Below are 22,671 nucleotides of genomic sequence, written 5' to 3'. Positions count from 1 at the left end.
TCACATTCGGACATGCGATCCGTCGCCCCGTGCCGGTTCGGCGTATAACGGAACCATGACCCCGCTCCCCTCGATCGCCATCATCGGGGCCGGGCCGCGGGGTACATCGCTCATCGAGCGCATAGGCGCGCATCTGCGCGCGGCCGACGATGCAGGCGCAGCGCCCCGACCCCTCGAGTTGCACCTCATCGAGGAGTCGGCGTTCGGTGCAGGGCGCATCTGGCGCACCGACCAGACCCGCGAGCTCTGCATGAACACGCTCGCCGATGCGGTCACGCTGTTCACTGAGCCCACGAGTTCGATCGCTGGCCCGGTGCGCGAGGGGCCGACGCTGTACGAGTGGGGTCTGCTTGCGCTCGCGCGAGAGTCCGCGACCGGCGTCGACGGCCCGTCGGGACTCGACCCGGCGCTCTCGGAAGCAATAGCGCGGATCCCGGCCACGCACGCAGCGCAGGTCGACGCCCACCCGATCCGCACCGGGTTTGCGGCCGAGTATCGCGCCGAACTCGCCGCGTTCCGGCCGGAGACGCACCCGAGTCGTGCGCTCTACGGCGAGTACCTCGAGTGGTGCCTCGAGCGCGCGGTCTCCGAGCTTCCGGCCGCGGTGCGGGTTGTACGGCACACCGGTCGAGCCGTATCGATCACCCGAGTCGGCGCGGGCCGCGAGCGCATTGAACTCGCCGGCGGCGAGCGCATCGACGCCGACGCGGTCGCGCTCGCGACGGGGTGGATGCCGCGGGCCGACACCGAGACCGAGCGCGAACTCGGACGCCAAGTCAGCGAGCGACCGGAACTCGTCTGGGTGCGCCCGGGCAGCCCGGTCGAGCAGGATCTGAGTGGTGTTCCCGAGCGCGGCAATGTGATCGTGCGCGGCCTCGGCATGGGCTTCTTCGACACGATGGCGTTGTTGACCCTCGGCCGCGGTGGCGAGTTCGAAGATGACGCGACCGCGCCAGGGGGTCTGCGGTATCTGCAATCGGGGCGCGAACCGATCATGCACGTGACCTCGGGCCGCGGCGTGCCGTTTCGCGCGAAAACGCTCTACGGCTCGCTCCCTCCGCGTTCTGAACAACGATTCCTGCTTGGCGTGGACTGGTCGCGGGAGGCCCGCCCCATAGATTTCGATCGCCAGTTCTGGCCGCGGATCGTCGCCGACGCCTATTTCGACCACTACCGCACGCTGCGGCGGGTGCGCGCAGCGGCGACGACGGCTCCCGCTGAGATCGTCGAGTCGGTGATCGGCTCCGCGATCCAGCCGCACACGGTGGCCGGGGGCGAGGCGCACGCACCGGGCGCGGGCGAGCCGCTCACGGCCGTCGTCTCGGCCGTCGCCGCTGCCGTCGCTGAATTCGTGCCGGATCCCGCTGACCGCCTCGATCTGCTGAGCGAGATGCGACCCGTCGCGCACCCCGTCGAATCTGCCGAAGAATTCGATGATTGGGTCGTGCAGCGCGTCGCGCGCGACCTCGCCGAAGCGGAACTCGGCCGCGACAGCGCACTCAAGGCGGGCCTGTGGTCGGTGAGCTCGGCGCGCGGGGTCGCGAACCGCGTCGGTTCGCTCGGCGGTTTCGATGCCGAGTCACGCAAGTCAGGTTTCGCCATGCTGCAGGCCGTGGGCGGCATGGCAGGATCGGGGCCCCCGGCATTTCGCACGCGTCAGTTACTGGCACTCGCGGCCGTCGGTCTCGTGAAGTTCATCGGCCCCGCCGCCCGAGTTCGCGTCTCAGATCGAGGGTTCACCGCCGCCTCGCCGCTCGTCGCGGATTCTGAGGTGACGTCGTCGACGCTCATCGATGCGTGGATGCACTTCCACGACCTGGCTGAGACCGCCGATCCGCTGGCGCAGAGCCTCGTGCGGGCGGGGCGCGCGCGAGCGTTTCGCATTTCCGACCGCCTCGGTGGCACGCGCGCGACGGGCGCGTTCGACGTTGACCCCGCGACCGGTTTGCTCGTGCACCCTGGCGGTGAGCGTGATACGACGGTGCACGTTGCGGGCATTCCCGTCGACGAGCAACTCCACGACACGATCATCAGCCCGATGCCCGGCACGGATCCGCCGATGTTGCGCGAGACTGATCGGGTCGCCCGCAGCCTCGTCGAGATCGCGCTGCGTGCCGCCGCCAACTCACGAACGCTCGAAGGAGCCCCCAGTGCCTGATACTTCTATTTCGCCTGCTGCAACTGCTGCCCCTGCTGCTGCGTCCGAGACCACTGCTGCCCCTGCGCAGCTTCCCGTCGCGCTCGTCACCGGCGCGTCGAGCGGCATGGGTCGCGAGATCGTGCGCGACCTCGCCCGAACGCACCGAGTCATTGCCGTGGGGCGCGACACGGCGCGACTCGCGGCGATTGCGACCGAGACCGGCGCGGAGGCGTGGCAGCTCGACGTCACGGACTCCGCGGAGTTCAGCGATCGAATCGCGCAGCTTGAGCGCTTCGATGTGCTCGTGCACGCCGCGGCCATCGGCCAGCACCTCGCTACTGACGAGGCAAGCGCCGCCGACTGGGAGCGCCACCTCGCAGTCAACGTGACCGCCCCGGCGCTCATCACGCGCGCCGCGCTGCCCGCACTGCGGGAGGCAGCCGGCACCGTCGTGTTTATCGGTTCGGGTGCGAGCACGAAGCCGGTGCCCGGCAGCGCGGTCTACACGGCGACGAAGCACGCACTCCGCGGCCTCGCCGACGTGCTGCGCATCGACGAGCAGCCGCACCGCGTGCGCGTCGTCACGATCGCTCCGGGTCAGACCGATACGGAGATGCTGCGATCCGGAATCCCGGCCGACCAGTACACCCCCGAGCGGTACATTCGGCCCGAGTCGGTCGCCGCGACCGTGCGCTTCGTCGTTGATGCTCCCGCGGATGTGCACCTCACCGACATCGCGGTGCGCCCGCGCCAAGAGATCGCGCGCCTGTGAGCGCGGGTCACACGCAGCACATCGTCATTGGCGGTGGCGCGATGGGTCTCGCCACAACGTGGCAGCTTGCGTCTCGCGGAGCGCACGTACGGCTGCTCGAGCAGTTCGAACCGCACCACACGCGCGGCGCCTCGCACGGGGCGACCCGCAACCTGAATAACGCCTACGACGACGACACCTATCTCGATCTGTTCGACGAGGCCGTCACCCTGTGGCGCGCGCTCGAAACGGAATCGGGCAGCGAGCTACTGGGCCTCCACGGGCTCGTCACGCACGGCGACCCCGATGCCATCGGCAGCGCCCACGACGCGCTCGTCGCGCGCCGCGCGGCGGTCTCCCTGCTCAACGCTCACGACGCGGCCGACCGCTGGTCTGGCATGCGCTTTGAGGGCGACGTACTCTTCGGGCGCGAAGCGGGCATCGTGCACGCCGCCCGCGCGCTCACAGCGCTCGAGGCTGGCGCCGCGCACCACGGCGCGCTCATCGAACGGGGTGAGCGCGTCCTGCGCGTCGAACCGTTTGCTGACGGCTCGGGAGCGCGGGTGGTGAGCGCTGGCCCCGATGGCGAGGTGCGCGAACTCACGGCCGACCACGTCACGGTGACGGCGGGCGCGTGGGCTCGGCCGCTGCTGGCGGGCATCGTCGAGCTGCCGCCGCTCACCGTTACCGAGGAGCACCCGGCGCACTTCGCCCCGCGGTCACCCTCGATCGTGTGGCCGTCGTTCAACCACGTGCTTGCGGGTGACCTGCTGGAGGAGTTCGCCGCGCCGGTGTACGGCATGCCGACTCCGGGAGAGGGTGTGAAGGTCGGGTTCCACAAGGTCGGTGATGTCGTCGACCCCGATGCCCGCGTGTTCCGCGCGAGCGACGCGCAGCGCGACCGGCTGCGCCGCTATGTCGCCGACTGGTTCCCGGGACTCGACCCCGACTCCGCCGCCGAGATCAGCTGCACGTACACGTCGACCGAATCTGGGCGCTTCGTGCTCGACACCGTGGGCCCCGTCACCGTCGGCGCCGGATTCTCCGGCCACGGCTTCAAGTTCACCCCGGCGATCGGCCGCGTGCTCGCAGACGCCGCAACGGGCGTGCGCCAGCCGCCGCCCCCGTTCCGCCTAGCGGCGCACTAGCCCCGCCGGGGCCCAGACCCTAGTTCGTCGCCGAACCCCTACTCCAAACACCCGATCGGGCAAGGGGCTCGGCGTTTCAAGAGGGGCTCGGCGCCGGCATAGGGGCTCGGCGTCGCAGGAGGAACTCGGCGTTCGTCGGAGGGGTTCGGCGCTCTTCGGAGGGGTTCGGCGCGCACGTTGGACCCCGCCCGCTCCAAGGATCCCGCACCGATTCGCCCAGCCCTTCGAACCCCTAGCTCGTCGCCGAACCCCTACTCCAAACACCCGATCGGGCAAGGGACTCGGCGCCAGGCAAGGGACTCGGCGCCGCGCAAGGGGCTCGGCGCCGACATAGGGGCTCGGCGCCGCCGAGAACCGCTAGACCGTGAAGTCTGTCGCCGTCCGTGCCGTCGTGATTTCCTTCATCATGGCGATCACCGGGAGGTGTTCGGGGTGCGACGCGTAGACCGCGAGGCCGTCTTCATCGTCGAAGTCGGCGATCAGCGTGAGGTCGTAGTTCGCACCGTCGAACAGCTCGTTGCGGTGCAGCGAGAGCGCCCGCACGGTGGGCACGATCTCGCGCAGCGGATCGATTGCAGCGATCGCCTGAGCGGCGTGCACGTCGCGCTCCTCGCGGGTGTCTCCGGCGAACTTCCAGCTGACGATGTGGCGCAGTGCCATGAGGGCTCCTCGAAATGTAGGGACGAACAGGGTAAAACTAGCGGCGCCGCAGCGCGCGCAGCGGATTACGGGCGGCTTTCACCACGGCGGTGGTGAGGCGATCCGGGTCCACTCGCCAAATCGCGTGCCGACGCCCATCAATCTGCACGACCGGGATGTGCTCCGCGTGTTCCTCGGCGAGTGCCGCGTCCTGAAGAATGTCGAGTTCCTCAAGGGTCGTCTCGATGCCTCGCTCGGTGAGTCTCTCAAGCACCCCAACGATTACGTCGCGGGCGTCATCGCAGAGATGGCAGCCCGGTTTACCGATGAGGGTCAGACGCACGGCAGACATGATGCGCCCAGTCTAGAGGCGCGAGCCCGCCCGGGTACACGAAAAGCGCCGACCCTGGGGTCGACGCTTTTCATCGATCAACCGTCTCGCGACGGCGTCGATTACTTCTTGTTGCGGCGCTGGTGACGCGTCTTACGAAGCAGCTTCCGGTGCTTCTTCTTCGACATGCGCTTACGACGCTTCTTGATTACTGAACCCACATTAACCTCACAACGTCTCTCGGGCCGCTGGGAGTCGGGGCCCATAAAACATATATCTTAGCTTGCCTCGCCGCCTGACGCGAACCGAGCGGCGTGAACGCCATCAGCGAGCGGATTATCCGCGCAGTTTGAAGCGTGCGACGAGCTCTTTCACGCGGTGCTCGGCGCGTGCCGCGGCGCGACCGATGCGCTCGGCGGCCGCCGTCGCTTCCTCGGGCAGCACCTCGCCGAATTCGTCGTATTCGTCGGGCCCTGAGACCCGCTCGCCGTCTTCAGAGAGGTATTCGACCGTCACCTCGGTGTCGAATCCCGCCGATAGGAAAGGAATCACGAAGTCTTCAACCATTTCGAGCGGCTCTGGGTCGAGCGAGTAGAAGCGGTGCTGGCCCTCTTCTCGCACGGTCACCAGCTCAGCCTCGCGCAGCACCTTCAGGTGCTTCGAAACAGTGGGCTGGCTAATTTCGAGCTTGCCAACGATTTCTGAGACGCTCATCTCGGCGTTCTGCAGGTGCTTTTCGAGCAGGGATTGCAGAATGTCGCGCCGTGTGGCATCGGCGATGACTCCGAAGATATCTGGCATAGCCCCCAGAGTAGTCGGAGCGGCAGGGTTCTGTCCTGGCAGCGGGCCCTCATTACGTGATAGCGTGCGCGCGGCGCCCTGCAGATGTGTAGCATGACAGCATCGCGCCGGGCCCGTGGCAGGCTCCCGACTGAAACCATCGCCAGAAAGCAGGAATCGTGAGGACACGCGCTGCGAGCCTCCGGTTCGCCGGATTGCTTTCGCCGAAGTCGTGGCTCGGCAGCATGATCCACTCGTCGCCCGCACGCTTCGCACTGCTGGTATTTACGGGCTTGATTCTGCTGTGGACGGCGCTGCTGTCGCTGCCCATTGCGAGCAGCAGTCGCGAGGTGACGCCGCTTGCCGACGCGCTCTTCACGGCCGTTTCAGCGATCTGCGTCACGGGCCTCGCGACCGTCGACATGGCCACGCACTGGTCGATCTTCGGCGAGTTGCTGATCCTCGGCGGCTTGCAAATTGGCGGCATTGGTGTGCTCACCCTCGCGAGCATTCTCGGCCTGACCGTCACCCGCAGGCTCGGGCTGCGCACGCGCCTGCTCGCCGCCGGCGACACGAACCCGATGCGCATGGGGCGCGATGTGTCTGAGAGCCAGGCGGTCGGGCTCGGCGAGATCGGCGGCCTGTTGAGCGCCGTGGCGATCAGCCTCGTGGCGATCGAAGTCACCCTCACGGCGTTCATCACGCCCCGCCTCATGATGGAGGGGTACTCGTTCGCGCACGCGCTCTGGAACGGGTTTTACCTCGCGGCGTCCGCGTTCACCAATACCGGCTTTGTGCCGCTGCCCGGCGGCCTCGCACCGTTCGCCACCGACACCTATCTACTGTCGGTGCTCGCCGTTGGCGTCTTTCTCGGCAGCATCGGCTTTCCCGTCATTTTCGCGCTCTATCGCTACGTCGTGGGCGCCGGCTGGCGCACGCACAAGCGCCTCGGCCTGCACGCGAAACTCACACTCACCACGACGCTGATTTTTGTCATTTTTGGCTGGATCGCGATTGCCGGGCTCGAGTTCAACAACACGAAAACTCTCGGTTCCCAGGGCCTCGGAGACACCCTCTTCAGCTCGATCTACATGTCGGTGATGACGCGCTCTGGCGGGCTGGGCGTTATGGATCCGACCGACATGAACGGGTCAACGCTGCTCGTAATGGACATGCTGATGTTTGTCGGCGGCGGTTCGGCGTCGACCGCCGGCGGCATCAAGGTGACGACGATCGCCGTGCTGTTCCTCGCCGCCTACGCTGAGGCCCGCGGCTACAAGGATATGCAGGCGTTCGACCGCCGCATCCCGAACGAGGTGCTGCGCGTCGCCGTCTCGATCTTGATCTGGGGCGCCACGATCGTGCTCGCGGCGTCGGTCGCCATCATGCAGATGACCGGGCAACCGCTCGACTACGTGCTGTTCGAGGTGATCTCTGCCTTCGGCACCTGCGGTCTCAGCACCGGACTCTCGGCCGAAATCGACGACCCCGGTAAATACATCCTTGCCGCAACCATGTGGGCGGGCCGCGTCGGAACCGTTACGCTTGCGGCGGCGGTCGCCGCGACAAGCCGTTCACGCATGTTCCGCCTCCCAGAAGAAAGGCCGATCGTTGGTTGATATTCGCAGTGACGCCCCGGTGATTGTGATCGGGCTCGGGCGCTTCGGCGCCGCCACGGCCGGTCAGTTGGACCGTCAGGATCGCGAGGTGTTGGTCGTCGACACCGATCCAGGCCTGGTGCAGAAGTGGGCAGACCGTGTCACGCACGCGGTGCAGGCCGACGCCCGCTCCATGGAGGCGCTGAAGCAGATCGGGGCCGACGAGTTTCAAATCGCCGTCGTCGCGACCGGCGCTTCGATCGAATCAAGTGTGCTGATCGCGGCAAACCTCGTTGATCTTGGAGTGCCGCAGATCTGGGCGAAGGCGATCTCACTTTCGCACGGCAAGATTCTGGAACGCATCGGCGTAAACCACGTGATCTACCCAGAGCGCGAAGCGGGCGAGCGCGTGGCGCACCTGCTGAGCGGCAGCATGCTCGACTTCATTCAGTTCGACGACAACTACGTCATCGCGAAGATGTACCCGCCGCGCTCCATTCGCAACCGCACCCTCACCGACAGCGGCGTGCGCACGCGCTACCGCGTCACGGTCGTCGGCGTGAAGACGCCCGGGCAGCCGTTCACGCACGCGACGCAAGACACGATCGTTTCGACGCATGACCTCATCATCGTGAGCGGCACGGCCGCAGACGTGGAGCGCTTCGCAGCGATTGGGTAGGCGGGGTGGGCGCCCAGCCCCGCCCTACCCGCCCAGCACCGACTTTGGCAGCCGGTGCACCGTGACCGCGCCGCGCGCCGTCATGGGGTGCAGCGGGTCGGGGTCGAGTGCACCCGTCGGGCCACCGAGTTCGGAGTGCGCGACAGCGCTCATGACGACGTAGGCGTCGTCGGCCGCCCAGCCGTGGTCGAGCACCAGGAAGTCAAACATGTCTTCGTAGCCCCGGTTGATCGACTCCTGAACGGGGCCGCCGAGCCCCACGAACAACCACTCGTCATCGGTCTCGATGCGGGGAGCGCGCAGCGGCCGCGTCTGCACCAGCTCGACCGAAACAACCGCGGTACCCTCGGTCTCGATTGCGACAAACGATGATTCGCCGCGAGCCATCACGGCGTGAATGTCACCGATCGAGAGCAGCGCGCCCGGCACCTCGACGGGCAGGTAGATCCTTGCGCCCGGCCGCGCGTCGGTGAGGTCCATGTTGCCGCCGAACGAGTAGCTCGGCATGATCGTCGACCCGACCCCCTCCGCCGGCGCGGTGCCGATGCATCCGATCATCGGCAGCACTGGCGTTCGCACGGTTTCGGTGAGCACTGCCTCACCCTGCGAGATGGGAATGCGGCGCGCCATCGCCTCGTCACCCATGCGCCCCGCGAGCGCGCCGGTTCCAGGGAGGTACACCGACCAGCCGTGGTCGATCAGCTGGATCTCGTGCACGGTGACGCACAGCGTGTCACCAGGCCGGGCGCCCTCGACATACACGGGGCCGGTGATCGGGTTAATCTGCGCGGTCACCTGGTCGAGCGATCCCCGCTCGAACAGCTGCGCGTAGACGGCGTCGTTCGTCTCGAAGCCGATCGTTTCGCCGGTGCCGGGTGCGATGCGGAGAGCTGGCTCCGCGCTCGCGTCAAAGCCGGGCTTGCCGTGCGACTTATCAAGCCTGTGGTCGATTGCGGTCATGGTGATCCTCGATTCGTTTCGTGCCGGATCGCGCCGTGGGCTTCGGCGCGAGACCCGTAGTGATGGCTCGTCAGCTCATGCGTCGCTCGCGCTGATGCCGACCCCCTTCTTGCGGTAGACCAGAAATACCACGACGCCGAGTGCGAGCCAGACGAGCCCGCCGAGCTTCGCCGCGATGTCGCTGTTGAGCAGCACGTAGCCGATAATCAAGAACCCGATCGCCGGCACAATCACGTGCATCAGGTAGTTCTTCGACTTGTCGCGCACGACGTACGCCCACACGACCGAGACGTGCAGCAGCACGAATCCAGACAGGGCGCCGAAGTTCACCATCGATGAGATCAGGCCGATCTGGCCGACGAAGAAGACGACGAGCACGGCGCTCAAACCCGAGACGAGCAAGATGGCGTTCTGCGGCACCTGCTTGCGGTTGAGCTGCTTCAGGAAACCGGGCAGCTTGCCGTCGCGGCTCATCGAGAAGAGTAGGCGCGACGTCGCTGCCTGCGCGGCCATCGCGTTCGCAATGCCGACGGCGAGCACGTTGCAGGTCAAGAACGCCTTCGCCCAGCCACTGTTAGAGGCGGCGGCCACGAGGTCGAAGAATGCGTTGCCCACCTTGTCGTCGGGGAACGCGTCGACGCCACCGGCGAGCAGGCTCGCGAGCCACGTCTGCACGATGAAGAGTCCCGCGACGATGAACAGTGCGGTCACCATGGCGCGGCCGGCCGAGCGGTGCCCGCCCGTCGACTCCTCCGCCATCGTGGCAATGCCGTCGAAACCGAGGAAGCTCAGCACGGCGATGCTCAGTGCCGCGGCGATCAGCGGCGCGCTGACCTTCTCGGAATCCCAGATCGGGGCCGTCGACCACTCTGCGTCAGGGATCGTGCCGCCGTTCAGCGCGACGACCGCGATCACGACAAATGCGACCACAAAGAACAGCTCCATGATCAAGAACAGCCGGTTCATGAGCTTGATCGAGTTCACTCCCGCGAGATTAATCACGGTGTTAATCGCCACAAAGATGAGCGCCCACATCCAGCGCGGCGTGCCCGGGAAGATGCCGATCATCGACTCTGCCGCGAACACGTAGAGTAGCGTCGGCACGAGCAGGTAGTCGAGCAGGATCAACCAGCCCGCGAAGAACCCGACGTTCGGGTGTATGCCGACGCCGACATACGAGAACAGGGATCCCGCGAGCGGCACCCGGCGCGACATCTGCGAGTACGACAGCGCCGTGAAAATCATCGCGATGAGGCCGATCGTGTAGACGAGCGGCACCATGCCCTTCGACTCGTTATACACCGTGCCGAAGATCGCCCACGGGGCAATGGGCACCATGAAGATGAGGCCGTAGATGATGAGGTCGGTCGTCGAGATTGAGCGTTTCAGTTCCTGCTTGTAGCCGAATGACTCGACCGAGACTTCTGTGTCGCGTGGCGTCTGCGCCATCGTGGGTCCTTTCAGGGGTGCGGCGGGTGGCTAATCGTGGTCGGCCAGAAAGGCGCCGACAGTGTCGAGCACCAGATCGGGATCCTCGAGGTGCGAGCAGTGGCTGGTGCCTGGCAGCACCACCGATCTCACGTCGCGAATGTGCTCGACGAAGGGCGCCCACGTCTCAGGCGTCGCCTCGTCAAATTCGCCCGCGAGCACGAGCGTCGGCACCTCGATCTGCGGCAGGCGATCCACGATCGACCAGTTGCGCAGCGTGCCGATCACGTGAAATTCATTCGGCCCATTCATCGTGTGATAAACCGTGGGCTCGGCCTCCATCTGCGCCGAACTGTCGACGAACTCCTGGGGCATCGGCTCTGTGCGGCAGACGTGGCGTCGGTAGAACTCATCGACGTACTCGAGGTATTCAGGCGCGTCTGTTTCACCTGCGTCCTCGAAGCGGCGCATCGCCTCGTCCATCCCGTCGGGCAGTTCGGTGCGCAGGCGCGCGGCGCCGGCTACCCACAGCTCCATCGACGCTGGCGAGTTACAAATCGCGATGGACCGCAGACCCGACGGGCGCGTCACGGCAATCTCTGCCGCGAGCATGCCACCCCACGATTGGCCGACGACGTGATAGTCGACCAGGCCGAGAGCGTCGACGAGGTTGATGAATTCGCGCACGAACAACGCCGGGGTCCAATACTCCGGATCGGCCTCTGGCAGGTGTGAACTGTTGCCGCAGCCGATTTGATCGTAGTGAATCACCGTGCGGCCCGAGCCGGCCCAGCGCTCGAGCGGCAGCAGGTAATTGTGAGCCATGCCCGGCCCACCGTGGAGCACGATCACGGGGAGCGCATCAGGGTCGGGCGTGAGCGGTGTTGAAATGCGCACCCAGGTCTCGTTGCCCTCGAACGGAACGGTGCGCGTCGTGACTGACCAGTCGGCGTCTCGTGAAACGGCTCGCTGCATACGACTCTCCTTTGAGTTCACGCTCGGCGGGCTCACAATCGGCGGGCTCACAATCGGCGTGCTGACATTCGGCGCCCTCAGTATGCCCCAGCAATGGTTCACTGACAAGGCCATTTATGCTCGCTAGTCTGGTCGCACCGGGAGGGCAGTCGAACAGCGAGCCTCCCGCCGAGCAGATTCACCGAGGCAGGGAGGCAGCGTGGGGGGCGATTTTTCAGCGCTCGAACCGATTCCTGCGGACCCAAAGGTCGCCGGCATCACCGACCGACTTCTCTCGGCAATCGCCGCCGGCGAATTTCTGCCCGGCTCAAGGCTGCCGAGTGAACGCGTACTCGCCGAGTCCCTCGCGGTTGGGCGCGGTACCGTTCGACTCGCGCTGAAACGACTCGGCGACCGCGGGTACATCGAGACGCGGCGCGGGCGTTCGGGCGGAGCGTTCGTGCTCGATGTGCAGGCCCGCGACACGAGTGGCGAGGTCGATCGTGTGCTGCGCGCGCGGCTCGACGAGCTACGCGAGGCGGTCGATGCCTCCGCCCTCATGTATGCACTCATTGCCGAAACCGCGGCGCTCCGGCGAACGGCCGAAGACCTGAGCCGCATAGCGTTGGCGCTCGACGTCTTCGCCGCAGCGGTCGACGCCGACGACGCGGCCGCCGCTCAGGCGGCAGACGCGCGGTTCCACGACGCGATCCTCGTTGCCGCCCACCAACCCCTGCTGGGAGACATGCTGCGCCTCGCGAATGGGCGCATCAGTATCGGCACCTCGCAGCACATTTGGGGGCCGCCGGATCAGCACAGCGCCATGCAGCAGCGGGCTCTGCGCGACCACCGCGCGATACTTGCTGCGATCACCGCGGGCGATCGCGTTGCGGCTTTCGACCTGTCGCACGCGCACGAACAGATCGACCTCGACATCATCATCGCGCTGCTCGCTGCGTCCGACTCGCCTGGGTAGCAGGGCTATTCTCCGCGGCCACTCCCCGCGGCTACTCCCCGCGTTCGAGCTCCTCGGATCGGCGAGCGTTTGCGGCGAGCGCGCGGTCAAAGAGCTCGCCCCAGTTCGCCTCCTGCAACACGAGCACGGCCTGTTCGGTCGTGCCCTTCGGGCTCGTGACCTTGCGACGCAGCTCTTCTGGGGTGTCGTCGCTGTGCGCCCACAACTCGGCCGCGCCGACGATGGTCTGCTGCACGAGCACGCGCGCCTGATCCTCATCGAATCCACGACGTTCGGCCGCTTGAGTCATTTCTTCCGCGTACAGGAAGAGGTACGCAGGGCCCGATCCAGAGACGGCCGCGATGTCGTTGATCTGGTCCTCACGCACGACGAGTACCTCGCCGACCGTCGCAAACAGGCGTCGCACGAGCTCGATGTGGGCGTCGGTTGCGGCGGCACCCGCGGCGATACCGGTGACACCGAGACCGATCGTGGCCGGCGTATTGGGCATGGCGCGCACCACGGGCACTCCGTCAGGCAGTTTGTCTTCGATCGCCGAGCTGGGCACACCGGCGGCGACGCTCACCACGACCGCGCCCGGAGCGAGGTCATTCGCTATTTCGCGGACCACGTCGCGCACCATCCACGGCTTCACCGCGAGCACCACGAGCTCAGCGTCGCGCACCGCGGTCTTATTCGCGTCGGCGTCCTGCTCCGACGACAGCGCCGTCACGTCGTCGTCGCCCGCGAAGGCCTGCGCGCTCGTCACAGATTTCGTCGTCACGACGATCGGCAGCGCGATGTCTACCTCTGGGGCCCGGAGGCCCGCGAGGATCGCGCCACCCATCGAGCCCACACCGATCATGGCGATGCGGGGCAGTGTGTCTGACGTGGGTGCATCTTTCGAATCGCTCATTCCCCCAGTGTATGGAGCACCCCCGACAGAATGCGGGCCGGGTCTTGTCCGTTTCCATGCCCCGGCGAATCGCGGAGCCGAATAGACTTGGGCCAGCAATTCGGGCACTCTGAGGCCCGGTCAGGGAGGCAGCTGGAATGAGCGCGTCAGGCGGCAGCAAGGCGATTATCGCGGCGTTACTCGCCAATTTGGGTATCGCGATCACGAAATTTATTGCGTGGGCGTTCTCGGGGTCATCGTCGATGCTCGCAGAGGGTGTGCATTCACTGGCCGATTCCGGCAATCAGATTCTGCTGCTCGTCGGCGGCAAGCGCGCGCAGCAGAAAGCCGACAAGGAGCACCCGTTCGGCTATGGACGTGTGCGCTACGTCTACGCGTTCGTCGTCGCCATCGTGCTCTTCTCCGTGGGTGGCGTGTTCTCCGTCTACGAGGGCATCTCAAAGATTCAGCACCCGCACGCCCTTGAGGTGTGGTGGCTTCCGCTCGCGGTGTTGCTGATCGCGATCGTGCTCGAGAGCTTCTCACTGCGCACCGCAATTCGTGAGAGCCGCCCGCACAAGGGCTCGTCCAGCTGGATCCAGTTCATTCGCCGTTCAAAGGCGCCCGAGTTGCCTGTCGTGCTGCTCGAAGACTTCGCGGCGCTGCTCGGCCTCGTCTTCGCGTTCGCTGGCGTCGGCCTCACCGTACTCACGGGGAATGGCCTCTTCGACGGTATCGCGACCGTCGCGATCGGCGTGCTGCTCGTCGCGGTGGCGATCGTGCTCGGCGTGGAAGTGAAGAGCCTGCTCGTCGGTGAGGGAGCAAACGATGACGACGTCGCGAAGATCGAGGCCGCGCTGCTGAAGTCGCAGGACATCGGCCGCATCATCCACATGAAGACGCTCTACCTCGGCCCTGACGAGTTCATGGTCGGCGCGAAAGTCGATATCGCCCCAACCAAAACGATGAACGAGGTGTCGGTCATCATTAACCTCGCGGAACGTCGCGTGCGCGAGGCTGTGCCCGCCGCGCGCATCATCTACATCGAACCCGACGTCTACATTGACCCGAATGCGGCGACGCCGTCGACGAGCTCGATCGTGATGCTGTCGAGCGACTAACAATGTCGTCAACGGGGCGCCGGGGACACACATCGTTCACCCCGCTGCTACCCCAGGGTCCCCTCCCCGCCCCTTCCAGGTCACCGCGCACTTCTAGCGTGAGGTGACGGATCGGCTGGCCACATTTTGGCCAGCCGCACGCGCCTCCCGGCGATCCGCACCCCACTCGTTGGAAGGAACACCGTGACCTCTCGCGCCATTTTGCGCTCCGCCGCCGTGATCACCGCACTGCTCATGGGCGGTTCGCTGGCGGCCTGCTCGTCGGCGAGCGATGCCGACAGCGGCTCCGGCTCGGCCACTGACGCCGCCACCGCCACGAGCGCCGAAGACTTCGGCGGCATGGACGAGCTCGTCGCCGCGGCACAGAAGGAGGGCCAGCTCAACGTCATCGCCCTCCCCGAGACCTGGGCGAACTACGGCAAGATCATCAGCGGTTTTGAAGACAAGTACGACATCACCGTCAACTCGGCGTCACCCGACGCGTCGAGCGCCGAAGAGATCCAGGCCGCCGACAACCTGCAGGGGCAAGACACCGCCCCCGACGTGTTTGACCTCGGCACCGCCGTCGCGCTCGAGAACGTTGACATGTTCGCGCCGTACCAGGTGGAAACCTGGGACGACATTCCCGCAGAAAACAAGGAGGCCAGCGGCCTCTGGGTGAACAATTACTCCGGGATCATGTCGATCGGCTACGACTCTGATCAGGTGGCCGAGCCGAAGGCGATCGACGATCTGCTCGGCTCGGACTACAAGGGATCTGTCGTGCTCAACGGCGACCCGACCCAGGCGGGCGCCGCGTTCGCAGCGGTCGGGTCGATTGCCGCGCAGAACGGTGGCGGTGTCGACGACTTCGGACCCGGCGTCGACTTCGTCGCTGATCTGCGAAAGGCCGACAACCTGCTGACCGTCGACCCGACGCCCGCGACGATCGCTTCGGGCGAGACCCCGCTCGTGTTTGACTGGTCGTTCAACAACGTCGCGGCCGCCGCCGACAAGCCGAGCTGGAAGACGACCGTGCTCGACGGCCCCGCCTACGTCTCCTTCTACAACGAGGCGATCAATAAGGACGCGCCAAACCCGGCCGCAGCTCGCCTGTGGCAGGAGTGGATCTTCTCGGACGAGGCGCAGAGCCTATACCTCGAGGCGAACGCCGTGCCCGTGCGCGTTGACGCTTTGAAGGAATCGGGATCGGCCGACGACTCGCTCATCGAGGCGGCCACCTTCGGCACCTCGAGCGACGACTGGATCACGCCGACCGAAGACGAGACCGCCGCCGCCAACAAGCTCCTCAGCGAGCGCTGGGCCGCCGCGATTCAGTAGCGATTGCCTGCTCGGGGCGGGGTGGCCGACGACGATCCGGTACCCCGCCCCGAGCCACCGGGCCCCGCCGCGAACCGCGGCCGCCCGCACTTCGCCTCATCTCCCCGCCTCATTCTGCCTCGCCTACTGACCCCGGAGTCCTCGTGAAACGATTCCTCTCGACGCTCGGGCTCGCCCCCTTCGCCGTGTATGTCGTGCTGTTCCTCGCGGTTCCCACCGTGCTCGCCGTCGGCAGCGGCTTCGCCGATGACAACGGTTTCACCCTTGCGAACCTCGGCGTACTCGCTGCGCCCGCCACGCTCAGCGCGTTCGGCGCGAGCGTCTGGGTGAGCGTGGTCACGGCGCTCGTCGGCGCAGTGATCGGCGCGATCCTGTGCTGGGCCCTCGCCGAACTCTCCGAGACCGGTCCGCTACGCCGGGTGATCGACGCCGCAAGTTCCGTGCTCGCTCAGTTCGGCGGCGTCATGCTCGCGTTCGCGTTCGTCGCAACGATCGGCATCCAGGGCCTCATCACCGTGAACCTGCGCGAACGACTCGGCGTCGACCTGTTCGCGAACGGTGTCTGGCTCTACGAGCTGCCCGGCCTGATTCTGCCCTACGTCTACTTTCAGGTGCCGCTCATGGTCATCACTTTCTTGCCGGCCGTTGTCGCACTGAAGCCCGGCTGGGCAGAGGCCGTCGCGACACTCGGCGGCACCGGTTTCAGCTACTGGTGGCGGGTCGGGCTGCCCGTGCTCGCGCCTGCCTTCCTCGGGTCGCTACTGTTGCTCTTCGCGAACGCGTTCTCTTCGTACGCGACGGCGGCGGCCCTCATCAGCCAGGGGGCGCAGATCGTGCCACTGCAAATTCGCGCGGCACTGATCGGCGAGACCGGCGGATCCAATTCCGCAACAGCCGGTGTACTCGCTCTCGGCATGATCGTCGTAATGACCGTCGTAATGCTCGTCTACGGCCGCCTCATGGCACGGGCGGGACGGTGGCAGCGATGAGCGCCGTCGCGCGGCGACGGCGCGGTGTCGCCTACGCGGTCGTGACGATCATCGGCCTCGTCTTTCTCATCCCGTTGTTCGCAATGCTCGAGTTCACGCTGCGCCAAACGGCCGGCGGATACGGACTCGAGCACTGGACGGCGCTCGTTGATCCCGAACACGCCCGCACCTACCGGCCACTGTTTCAGGGTCTCGGAAATTCGCTGGTGCTCGCTGGGCTGACGCTCGTCATCGTGCTCGGGGTGTTCTTCCCGACGATCGTGCTCGTGCACCTTCGGTTTCCCCGGCTCGAACGGGCGCTCGACCTGCTCACCGTGCTGCCCATCGCGATCCCGGCCATCGTGCTCGTTGTCGGTTTCGCGCCGATTTATCGGGTTCTCGGGAGCGCGCTGGGGTCGGGATCGTGGTCGCTCTGCCTGGCGTACGGCGTGCTCGTGCTGCCGTTCGCGTACCGCGCCATCAACTCTGATCTGCAGGGCATGGATGCGCGCACGCGCACCGAGGCAGCCCGCTCGCTCGGCGCGGGCTGGGGCACGGTGCTCGTGCGCATCGTCACGCCGGGAGTGCGGCGTGGACTGCTCGCCGCGTCGCTCCTCACGATTGCGATCGTGCTGGGCGAGTTCACCGTGTCGTCGCTGCTGAATCGGGTGACGCTGCAGACGGCGCTCCTGCAGATCTCGAAGTCGGATCCGTTCGTCGCCGTCGCGGTATCGTTGCTATCGCTGGTCGGCGCCTTCCTCGTTCTTCTCCTCGTCAGCAGCACCGGCGGCGCCCCGCGTCGGCGGAAGCGGCGCGGAACCCGCGCGAATCATTCCCAGGAGTCCTGATCATGACCGACACGATGGCACAGACCCGATCGGGCGCTGCAGTGCGCCTCGAAGGCGTCACGAAGGCCTACGGTGCGACGACCGTGCTGCACGGCATCGACCTCGCCCTCGATCCGGGCGAGCTCGTCTGCCTGCTCGGCCCATCGGGCTGCGGCAAAACGACGGCGCTGCGCTGCATTGCGGGGCTCGAAGACGTCACCGCTGGCCGCGTCATCATCGGCGGCGACGACGTCACCGCGGTGCCCGTGAACCGGCGCGACATCGGCATGGTGTTTCAGCAGTACTCGCTGTTTCCACACCTGAGCGTCGCCCGCAACGTCGAATTCGGGCTCGGTATGCGCCGCGTCGCGAAACCCGAGCGCATCACTCGCGTGGGCGAGATGCTCGAGATCGTCGGACTGTCACACCTCGCCGAGCGCTTTCCGCACGAGCTGTCGGGTGGTCAGCAGCAGCGCGTCGCGCTGGCGCGGGCGCTCGTCACTCGCCCGCGCGCACTGCTGCTCGACGAACCGCTGTCGGCGCTCGACGCCAAGGTGCGCGTGCGGCTGCGCGAGCAGATCCGCGCCATTCAAACCGACCTCGGTATCACCACGGTGTTCGTGACTCACGACCAGGAGGAGGCGCTGTCAATCTCTGACCGCGTCGCCGTCATGGAAGGGGGCCGGATCGCGCAGCTCGGCACCCCCGAAGACCTCTACCGCAGGCCCGCCTCACCCTTCGTGGCTGACTTTGTCGGGCTCAGCAATCAGCTCGAAGCGACGCAGCAGCACGACCTCGTGAACCTGCGCGGCGCGCTGCTGCCGGTGACCGTGGGGGTCGGCGCTGGTGCTGGCGCTGGTGACGGGTTGACCGGTGTGACCGGCGCGCGAGTGACCGCATATGTTCGACCAGAGCACGTGCGCCTCGCGGCTGAAGCGCCGGGATCGTTTGCGACCCCGCTCAGCGGCGTCGTGGTGTCGAGCGGGTTTCTCGGCCCGATCCGGCGCACTGTGGTGCAGTTCGACGACGGCACTGAGCTCGCGTCGCAGCACTCGGCCGAAGACCCGTTCCGCGCGGGAGATCGCGTAGTGGTCTCGTTCGCCCCCGAACCGGTAACGGTTGCCCCGCGCCCCTGACGCCCGCCCGCTCCGCTGACTCCCCCTCCCCCTTCCCCTCCTCCCTCCCTCCCTTCTGGCGAGCGGGGTAACTTGTGACGCGTGTTGCACCGCCGACACGCGTCACAAGTTACCCCGCTCGAGGCGGCGGCGCCGGCGGCCTCGGCGCCGGCGGCCTCGTCGGCGGCGCCTCGTGGCGGGCGGCCGGAGGTGCCACGCGGCGCAGCGCGCTAGCGGCGGGCGTCGAAGAACGACTGCAGCAGGGCGGCGCACTCCTGTGCGCGCACACCGCTGACCACTTCGGGAACCGCGTGCGGCAAGCGGCCGTCGCGCAGCAGGTCGTAGACGCTGCCGACGGCTCCGGCTTTCTCGTCCCAAGCGCCGAACACAACGCGCGGCAAGCGCGCAGCCAGGATGGTCCCCGCGCACATGGCGCACGGCTCGAGTGTCACCACTAGCGTGCAGCCCTCGAGCACACGATCACCCAGTGCCGCCGCGGCCTCGCGAATGGCGATCACTTCGGCGTGGCCAGTCGGATCCGGAACCGCCTCGCGCACATTCCGACCCGCGCCAATCACAGCACCGTTTGCATCGAGCACGACGGCTCCGACCGGGATCTCCCCCGCGGTGGCGGCGGCCTGAGCCTCCGCAAGCGCGAGTCCCATAGCGTCGAACTCAGCGCGCGATGGAGGGATGGTGGTCACGCCAATAGAATAGGTCCATGCGAGTCTTTGTTGCGGATCACCCCCTCATCACCCACAAGTTGACCGTGCTGCGCGACAAGAAGACCCCCCAGCCGACGTTCCGGTTGCTCATCGAAGAGCTGATGACGCTGCTGGCCTACGAGGCGACCCGAGAGGTGCGCGTCGAGCCGCACGAGATCGAGACGCCCGTGTCACCGACGACCGGCGTGCGATTGAGTGAACCGCTGCCACTCATCGTTCCGATTCTGCGGGCGGGGCTCGGCATGCTCGAGGGCATGGTGAAGCTTGTACCGACCGCCGAGGTCGGCTTCCTCGGCATGGCGCGCGACGAAGAAACGCTGCAGCCGACGACGTACGCTGAGCGTCTGCCCGACTCGCTCGCGGGGCGTCAGTGCTTCGTGCTCGATCCGATGCTCGCGACCGGCGGATCGCTGGCCGCAGCGATCAAGTTCCTGTTCGACCGTGGCGCAGATGACGTCACGGCGATCTGCGTGCTCGGCACGCCCGAGGGCGTCGAGACCATTCGCGAGGCTGCCGGTGATCGCGACGTCACGCTCGTGCTCGGCGCTCTCGACGAGGGCTTGAACGAGCAGGCGTACATCGTGCCGGGCCTGGGCGACGCGGGCGACCGGCTGTACGGCACCGCTGGCGACTAACGCCGCCGCGGCGGCCGCAACATCAACCGCCACACTCACGCATCCATTCCGCAAGTTTCGCTTGACACACTGAGCAATGCTTTGCTTAACTTGCGGTTATGCATGAAATCACTCGTCCTCTGTCCGCCTTCGAGGTGAACATTGGGAACCCCGGCATGATGATGTCCGGGCAGAGTGTCATGCGCTGTCGAATGTGCAACTGACTTTTTCAGTACGTCTTACCCGGTGGATCTGTAACGATCACCGCTCTCACGGTTTGCGCCGTTTCTCGGTTCGTATCGAACCCGCGCACGTGATTGACCCGCACACCCGGCCGGATCCCGGCCACTCGGTTCCGCGCACAGCCGCGCCGCTCCGCTTTCGACAGCCTTGAAGGACAACATCATGAACGCGACCACTCAGACCCTCCGCGCCGCTCGCCCCGACCTTTCCGCAGACCTCGCTCCGCAGGCTGCCCCCGAACGCCGAGTGCCCGAGGGCACCGAGGTGCGCGGCTTCGCCCTCTACGTCGGCCTCGCCGACGACAAGATCGCCGACGGCGACCCGAAGCTCGGCGCAATCGTCACGCGCATTAAGCAGCTCGTTGCAGAACTCGCCCCGGCCGCAGACACCTATGCCGCCGTCGCACTCGCTCCCGAGCACACCGGTGGCCGCGACGTAGACGTCGTGCGCCTCGCGCTCGGCGACCCGGCTGCCCACGCACGTCAGAAGCAGCACGAGGCAGACGAGCAGGATCGCGCCGCGAGCGGCGTGATCCTCGATCTTTCCCGCAAGCGCGTCTTGCTTGACAATGTGTCGGCCGCTCTCACGTTCCGTGAGTTCGAGCTGCTGCAGTACCTCGTACTGCGCGAGGGTCGCACGATCAGCCGCGAAGAGCTCATCACGGCACTGTGGAGCGACGGCAGCGACGAAGAAGCACCGAGCGAGCGCACCATCGACGTCCACATCCGTCGTCTGCGCGTGAAACTCGCGCAGTACCAGGACATCGTGCGCACGGTGCGCGGCACCGGGTACCGCTTCGACCGCCACGCAGACGTCTCAATTCTGCACACCGCGGCGCCGAGCCCCGACGCATTCTAGAACGGGGTCGGCGGGTGAGCCCCACCGTCGACACACTGATGCCATCCTCCCGGTCACGCGGAGTTAAGGAGTATCGCGCCAGGTTCGGCTGCGGTACTCTCAAATAGCGCATCCTATAACTTCTTAAGGAGACCGAACATGACTACGTTGCCCCCCGAGGATCCGGCAGGACACGAGCCCGCCGGTCACACAGCAGGCGATCCTGCTCCCACTACTCCGCCGACGGCTCCCCCCGCGCCGCCCGCAGCGCCCCAGGCTCCTCCTGCCACACCGCAGGCCCCGCCTGCTGCCCCGCAGTTCCAGGCTCCCCCGGCTGCACCGCAGACCCCGCCGGTGCCCCCGCAGCAGCCCCAGCAGCCGCAGCCGACCTACCAGGCTCCGCAGCAGCACCAGGCTCCGCAGCAGCACCAGGCTCCGCAGCAGCACCAGGCTCCGCAGCAGCACCAGGCTCCGCAGTATGGCGCCCCGGGCCAGACGCCGCCGCCCGGCGGCTACCAGCAGCCACCCGCGGGCTACGGCCAGCCCGCCGCAGACCCTGCGACCAACATCGTGCTGAACTACTGGCTTTCGGTGTTCTTCTCGTGGATTCCCGCGCTGATCTTCTTCCTCATCGATAAAGATAAGGGCGACCAGCGTGTGTACGCGTACCAGCGCGACAACCTGAACTTCTCGCTGCTGCGCGTTGGCGTGGGCGTCGCGACGTGGATCCTGGCGATGATTCCCTACATCGGGTGGCTCCTCGCCCTCGTGCTGTGGATCGGGTCCGCCGTGCTGTTCGTGTTCCACATCATCGCCGCGGTCAAGGCGAGCGAGGGCTTCCGTCGCGGCGAGCAGCCCGGCTTCATCTTTAACCTGCCGCTCATCAAGTAATACTCCGAGCGCACGAACAGCGCCCCGGCTCCGCAATTGCGGAGCCGGGGCGCTGTTCGTTGTGTGGCTGGTGTTACACCGCAGCCAGTTCCTTGCGACGCGCGTGCAGCTCATCGAAGGTCGCGAACGTGCTCGCAATCGGGCTACCGGTGAAGTGGCCGACCCAGCCGTCGTCATCGTGGAAGAAGCGGATCGAGGTGAACTCGGGCGCAGTGCCCATGTCAAACCAGTGCGTCGTGTTCGCGGGGACCGAGACGAGGTCGCCCGGCTCGCAGTACAGCGCGTGCACCTTTCCGTCGACGTGCAGATAGAAAACGCCAGCACCCTTCGCGAAGAACCGATCCTCATCGTCATCGTGGCGATGCTCTGAAAGGAACTTCTCGCGCGACGGCCCCTTGACCTCGTCGTAGTTCGGCTGCGACGGACCCAGGCCGACGATGTCGACGAGAGTGTACCCCTCGCTCTGCTTCACCGACTCGACCTCGTCGGCGTACAGCGCGAGAATTTCGTCGAGCGTCGCGTCGTCTGCGAACTCCTTAACCTCCCAGTGTGAAAAACGCGCGCCGAGCCCGTGGAGCAGCTCGCCGATCTCGGCGTCATCGGTCGTCTCGACGATCGGGGTCGTCGGGTCAGTCTCGTTCCAGATAGTGAGGAGTGTCATGGGTCTCTTCTCTCATGGCTAGCGGTGCAGTGTGTAGGACAGAAATTTCGGGATCAGCGCGCCGGGCGGGTGGGTCAACTCAGCGCGCGAC

24 protein-coding genes are annotated in these 22,671 nt (G+C 66.5%); 14 read left to right on the top strand and 10 right to left on the bottom strand.

Translation table 11 applies throughout. From position 1 onward, the window contains the following. Nucleotides 1–55 precede the first annotated feature (55 nt). Genes ACFWHR_RS02880 through ACFWHR_RS02870 form a run of 3 tightly spaced genes read left to right on the top strand, consistent with a single transcriptional unit; the run spans nucleotide 56 to nucleotide 4,039 of the window. Entirely contained in the window at nucleotides 56–2,158 is a 2,103-nt protein-coding gene (locus tag ACFWHR_RS02880; protein ID WP_382446760.1) for an FAD/NAD(P)-binding protein, read from the top strand. Continuing rightward, nucleotides 2,151–2,912, top strand: coding sequence for an SDR family oxidoreductase (locus ACFWHR_RS02875; protein WP_382446759.1), 762 nt, complete (start codon nucleotides 2,151–2,153; stop codon nucleotides 2,910–2,912). The genes ACFWHR_RS02880 and ACFWHR_RS02875 overlap by 8 nt, the downstream gene beginning before the upstream one ends. After that, a complete protein-coding gene (locus tag ACFWHR_RS02870) occupies nucleotides 2,909–4,039 on the top strand; it encodes an FAD-dependent oxidoreductase (RefSeq protein ID WP_382446758.1) in 1,131 nt (376 codons plus the stop codon). The genes ACFWHR_RS02875 and ACFWHR_RS02870 overlap by 4 nt, the downstream gene beginning before the upstream one ends. Before the next feature lie 357 nt (nucleotides 4,040–4,396). Here the strand turns inward: ACFWHR_RS02870 and ACFWHR_RS02865 are convergent, their stop codons facing one another. The 4 genes from ACFWHR_RS02865 to ACFWHR_RS02850 form a co-directional block, all read right to left on the bottom strand. Then, the gene (locus ACFWHR_RS02865) at nucleotides 4,397–4,699 is read right to left on the bottom strand and encodes a Dabb family protein (RefSeq protein ID WP_382446757.1); all 303 of its coding nucleotides are present in this window, start codon (nucleotides 4,697–4,699) and stop codon (nucleotides 4,397–4,399) included. Between the two features lie 37 nt (nucleotides 4,700–4,736). Further along, the gene (locus ACFWHR_RS02860; protein ID WP_382446756.1) at nucleotides 4,737–5,030 is read right to left on the bottom strand and encodes a glutaredoxin family protein; all 294 of its coding nucleotides are present in this window, start codon (nucleotides 5,028–5,030) and stop codon (nucleotides 4,737–4,739) included. Between the two features lie 101 nt (nucleotides 5,031–5,131). Beyond that, nucleotides 5,132–5,230, bottom strand: a complete 99-nt coding sequence (locus ACFWHR_RS02855) for a 30S ribosomal protein bS22 (protein ID WP_005504750.1) — start codon at nucleotides 5,228–5,230, stop codon at nucleotides 5,132–5,134. Between the two features lie 115 nt (nucleotides 5,231–5,345). Next, on the bottom strand, nucleotides 5,346–5,810 hold the full coding sequence (locus ACFWHR_RS02850) for an ArsR/SmtB family transcription factor (RefSeq protein WP_382446755.1): 465 nt from the start codon (nucleotides 5,808–5,810) through the stop codon (nucleotides 5,346–5,348). Between the two features lie 224 nt (nucleotides 5,811–6,034). Between ACFWHR_RS02850 and ACFWHR_RS02845 the strand changes: the two genes are divergently transcribed. Both ACFWHR_RS02845 and ACFWHR_RS02840 read left to right on the top strand, forming a co-directional pair. Continuing rightward, nucleotides 6,035–7,408: a TrkH family potassium uptake protein gene (locus ACFWHR_RS02845; protein ID WP_382447748.1), complete on the top strand. Its 1,374-nt coding sequence runs from the start codon at nucleotides 6,035–6,037 to the stop codon at nucleotides 7,406–7,408. Continuing rightward, nucleotides 7,401–8,066: a potassium channel family protein gene (locus tag ACFWHR_RS02840; protein ID WP_382446754.1), complete on the top strand. Its 666-nt coding sequence runs from the start codon at nucleotides 7,401–7,403 to the stop codon at nucleotides 8,064–8,066. Before ACFWHR_RS02845 ends, ACFWHR_RS02840 begins: the two co-directional genes overlap by 8 nt. A gap of 24 nt (nucleotides 8,067–8,090) precedes the next feature. On the opposite strand, the gene ACFWHR_RS02835 is transcribed toward ACFWHR_RS02840, so the two are convergent. From ACFWHR_RS02835 to ACFWHR_RS02825, 3 genes are all read right to left on the bottom strand, one after another. Then, nucleotides 8,091–9,026: an acetamidase/formamidase family protein gene (locus tag ACFWHR_RS02835; protein WP_382446753.1), complete on the bottom strand. Its 936-nt coding sequence runs from the start codon at nucleotides 9,024–9,026 to the stop codon at nucleotides 8,091–8,093. 75 nt (nucleotides 9,027–9,101) lie between these two features. Next, nucleotides 9,102–10,475 (bottom strand): APC family permease, encoded by a 1,374-nt coding sequence (locus ACFWHR_RS02830; RefSeq protein WP_382446752.1) that lies wholly within the window; start codon nucleotides 10,473–10,475, stop codon nucleotides 9,102–9,104. A 30-nt stretch (nucleotides 10,476–10,505) separates the two neighbouring features. Continuing rightward, nucleotides 10,506–11,429: a proline iminopeptidase-family hydrolase gene (locus ACFWHR_RS02825; RefSeq protein WP_382446751.1), complete on the bottom strand. Its 924-nt coding sequence runs from the start codon at nucleotides 11,427–11,429 to the stop codon at nucleotides 10,506–10,508. A gap of 199 nt (nucleotides 11,430–11,628) precedes the next feature. On the opposite strand from ACFWHR_RS02825, the gene ACFWHR_RS02820 reads away from it, so the two are divergent. After that, entirely contained in the window at nucleotides 11,629–12,384 is a 756-nt protein-coding gene (locus ACFWHR_RS02820) for a FadR/GntR family transcriptional regulator (protein WP_382446750.1), read from the top strand. Nucleotides 12,385–12,415: 31 nt separating this feature from the next. Here ACFWHR_RS02820 and proC read toward each other — a convergent pair whose 3' ends face one another. Then, entirely contained in the window at nucleotides 12,416–13,279 is an 864-nt protein-coding gene (proC, locus tag ACFWHR_RS02815; protein WP_382446749.1) for a pyrroline-5-carboxylate reductase, read from the bottom strand. 137 nt (nucleotides 13,280–13,416) lie between these two features. Here proC and ACFWHR_RS02810 point away from each other — a divergent pair, with 137 nt between their 5' ends. From ACFWHR_RS02810 to ACFWHR_RS02790, 5 genes are all read left to right on the top strand, one after another. Next, nucleotides 13,417–14,379 carry a cation diffusion facilitator family transporter gene (locus tag ACFWHR_RS02810; RefSeq protein WP_382446748.1) on the top strand — a complete coding sequence of 321 codons (963 nt, stop codon included), beginning with the start codon at nucleotides 13,417–13,419 and terminating at the stop codon, nucleotides 14,377–14,379. A gap of 183 nt (nucleotides 14,380–14,562) precedes the next feature. After that, nucleotides 14,563–15,699, top strand: a complete 1,137-nt coding sequence (locus tag ACFWHR_RS02805) for an ABC transporter substrate-binding protein (RefSeq protein ID WP_382446747.1) — start codon at nucleotides 14,563–14,565, stop codon at nucleotides 15,697–15,699. Between the two features lie 143 nt (nucleotides 15,700–15,842). Next, complete coding sequence (locus ACFWHR_RS02800; protein WP_382446746.1) at nucleotides 15,843–16,688, top strand: ABC transporter permease; 846 nt, start codon at nucleotides 15,843–15,845, stop codon at nucleotides 16,686–16,688. After that, on the top strand, nucleotides 16,685–17,515 hold the full coding sequence (locus tag ACFWHR_RS02795) for an ABC transporter permease (protein ID WP_382446745.1): 831 nt from the start codon (nucleotides 16,685–16,687) through the stop codon (nucleotides 17,513–17,515). Before ACFWHR_RS02800 ends, ACFWHR_RS02795 begins: the two co-directional genes overlap by 4 nt. Nucleotides 17,516–17,517: 2 nt before the next feature. After that, complete coding sequence (locus ACFWHR_RS02790) at nucleotides 17,518–18,630, top strand: ABC transporter ATP-binding protein (RefSeq protein WP_382446744.1); 1,113 nt, start codon at nucleotides 17,518–17,520, stop codon at nucleotides 18,628–18,630. A gap of 209 nt (nucleotides 18,631–18,839) precedes the next feature. On the opposite strand, the gene ACFWHR_RS02785 is transcribed toward ACFWHR_RS02790, so the two are convergent. Continuing rightward, nucleotides 18,840–19,274: a nucleoside deaminase gene (locus ACFWHR_RS02785; protein WP_382447747.1), complete on the bottom strand. Its 435-nt coding sequence runs from the start codon at nucleotides 19,272–19,274 to the stop codon at nucleotides 18,840–18,842. A gap of 56 nt (nucleotides 19,275–19,330) precedes the next feature. Between ACFWHR_RS02785 and upp the strand changes: the two genes are divergently transcribed. The 3 genes from upp to ACFWHR_RS02770 all read left to right on the top strand — a co-directional run bounded on the left by upp (nucleotide 19,331) and on the right by ACFWHR_RS02770 (nucleotide 21,919). Further along, nucleotides 19,331–19,969, top strand: coding sequence for a uracil phosphoribosyltransferase (upp, locus tag ACFWHR_RS02780; protein WP_382446743.1), 639 nt, complete (start codon nucleotides 19,331–19,333; stop codon nucleotides 19,967–19,969). Nucleotides 19,970–20,353: 384 nt separating this feature from the next. Continuing rightward, entirely contained in the window at nucleotides 20,354–21,049 is a 696-nt protein-coding gene (locus tag ACFWHR_RS02775; RefSeq protein ID WP_382446742.1) for a winged helix-turn-helix domain-containing protein, read from the top strand. A gap of 138 nt (nucleotides 21,050–21,187) precedes the next feature. After that, the gene (locus ACFWHR_RS02770) at nucleotides 21,188–21,919 is read left to right on the top strand and encodes a DUF4870 domain-containing protein (RefSeq protein ID WP_382446741.1); all 732 of its coding nucleotides are present in this window, start codon (nucleotides 21,188–21,190) and stop codon (nucleotides 21,917–21,919) included. Nucleotides 21,920–21,992: 73 nt separating this feature from the next. Here ACFWHR_RS02770 and ACFWHR_RS02765 read toward each other — a convergent pair whose 3' ends face one another. Continuing rightward, on the bottom strand, nucleotides 21,993–22,580 hold the full coding sequence (locus ACFWHR_RS02765; RefSeq protein ID WP_382446740.1) for an acireductone dioxygenase: 588 nt from the start codon (nucleotides 22,578–22,580) through the stop codon (nucleotides 21,993–21,995). Nucleotides 22,581–22,671: the final 91 nt, after the last annotated feature.

It is taken from the genome of Leucobacter sp. NPDC058333, assembly GCF_042726155.1.
Lineage (GTDB): Bacteria > Actinomycetota > Actinomycetes > Actinomycetales > Microbacteriaceae > Leucobacter.
This window is presented reverse-complemented; position numbering and strand designations above follow the sequence as displayed.

Bases quoted from the DNA above. Each gene is read 5' to 3' on its own strand.
- ACFWHR_RS02850 (WP_382446755.1), bottom strand. From the start codon at position 5,810: ATGCCAGATATCTTCGGAGTCATCGCCGATGCCACACGGCGCGACATT.
- ACFWHR_RS02845 (WP_382447748.1), top strand. From the start codon at position 6,035: ATGATCCACTCGTCGCCCGCACGCTTCGCACTGCTGGTATTTACGGGC.
- ACFWHR_RS02785 (WP_382447747.1), bottom strand. From the start codon at position 19,274: ATGGGACTCGCGCTTGCGGAGGCTCAGGCCGCCGCCACCGCGGGGGAG.
- ACFWHR_RS02880 (WP_382446760.1), top strand. From the start codon at position 56: ATGACCCCGCTCCCCTCGATCGCCATCATCGGGGCCGGGCCGCGGGGT.
- ACFWHR_RS02790 (WP_382446744.1), top strand. From the start codon at position 17,518: ATGACCGACACGATGGCACAGACCCGATCGGGCGCTGCAGTGCGCCTC.
- ACFWHR_RS02775 (WP_382446742.1), top strand. From the start codon at position 20,354: ATGAACGCGACCACTCAGACCCTCCGCGCCGCTCGCCCCGACCTTTCC.
- ACFWHR_RS02770 (WP_382446741.1), top strand. From the start codon at position 21,188: ATGACTACGTTGCCCCCCGAGGATCCGGCAGGACACGAGCCCGCCGGT.
- proC (WP_382446749.1), bottom strand. From the start codon at position 13,279: ATGAGCGATTCGAAAGATGCACCCACGTCAGACACACTGCCCCGCATC.
- ACFWHR_RS02810 (WP_382446748.1), top strand. From the start codon at position 13,417: ATGAGCGCGTCAGGCGGCAGCAAGGCGATTATCGCGGCGTTACTCGCC.
- ACFWHR_RS02765 (WP_382446740.1), bottom strand. From the start codon at position 22,580: ATGACACTCCTCACTATCTGGAACGAGACTGACCCGACGACCCCGATC.
- upp (WP_382446743.1), top strand. From the start codon at position 19,331: ATGCGAGTCTTTGTTGCGGATCACCCCCTCATCACCCACAAGTTGACC.
- ACFWHR_RS02865 (WP_382446757.1), bottom strand. From the start codon at position 4,699: ATGGCACTGCGCCACATCGTCAGCTGGAAGTTCGCCGGAGACACCCGC.
- ACFWHR_RS02835 (WP_382446753.1), bottom strand. From the start codon at position 9,026: ATGACCGCAATCGACCACAGGCTTGATAAGTCGCACGGCAAGCCCGGC.
- ACFWHR_RS02825 (WP_382446751.1), bottom strand. From the start codon at position 11,429: ATGCAGCGAGCCGTTTCACGAGACGCCGACTGGTCAGTCACGACGCGC.
- ACFWHR_RS02830 (WP_382446752.1), bottom strand. From the start codon at position 10,475: ATGGCGCAGACGCCACGCGACACAGAAGTCTCGGTCGAGTCATTCGGC.
- ACFWHR_RS02795 (WP_382446745.1), top strand. From the start codon at position 16,685: ATGAGCGCCGTCGCGCGGCGACGGCGCGGTGTCGCCTACGCGGTCGTG.
- ACFWHR_RS02860 (WP_382446756.1), bottom strand. From the start codon at position 5,030: ATGTCTGCCGTGCGTCTGACCCTCATCGGTAAACCGGGCTGCCATCTC.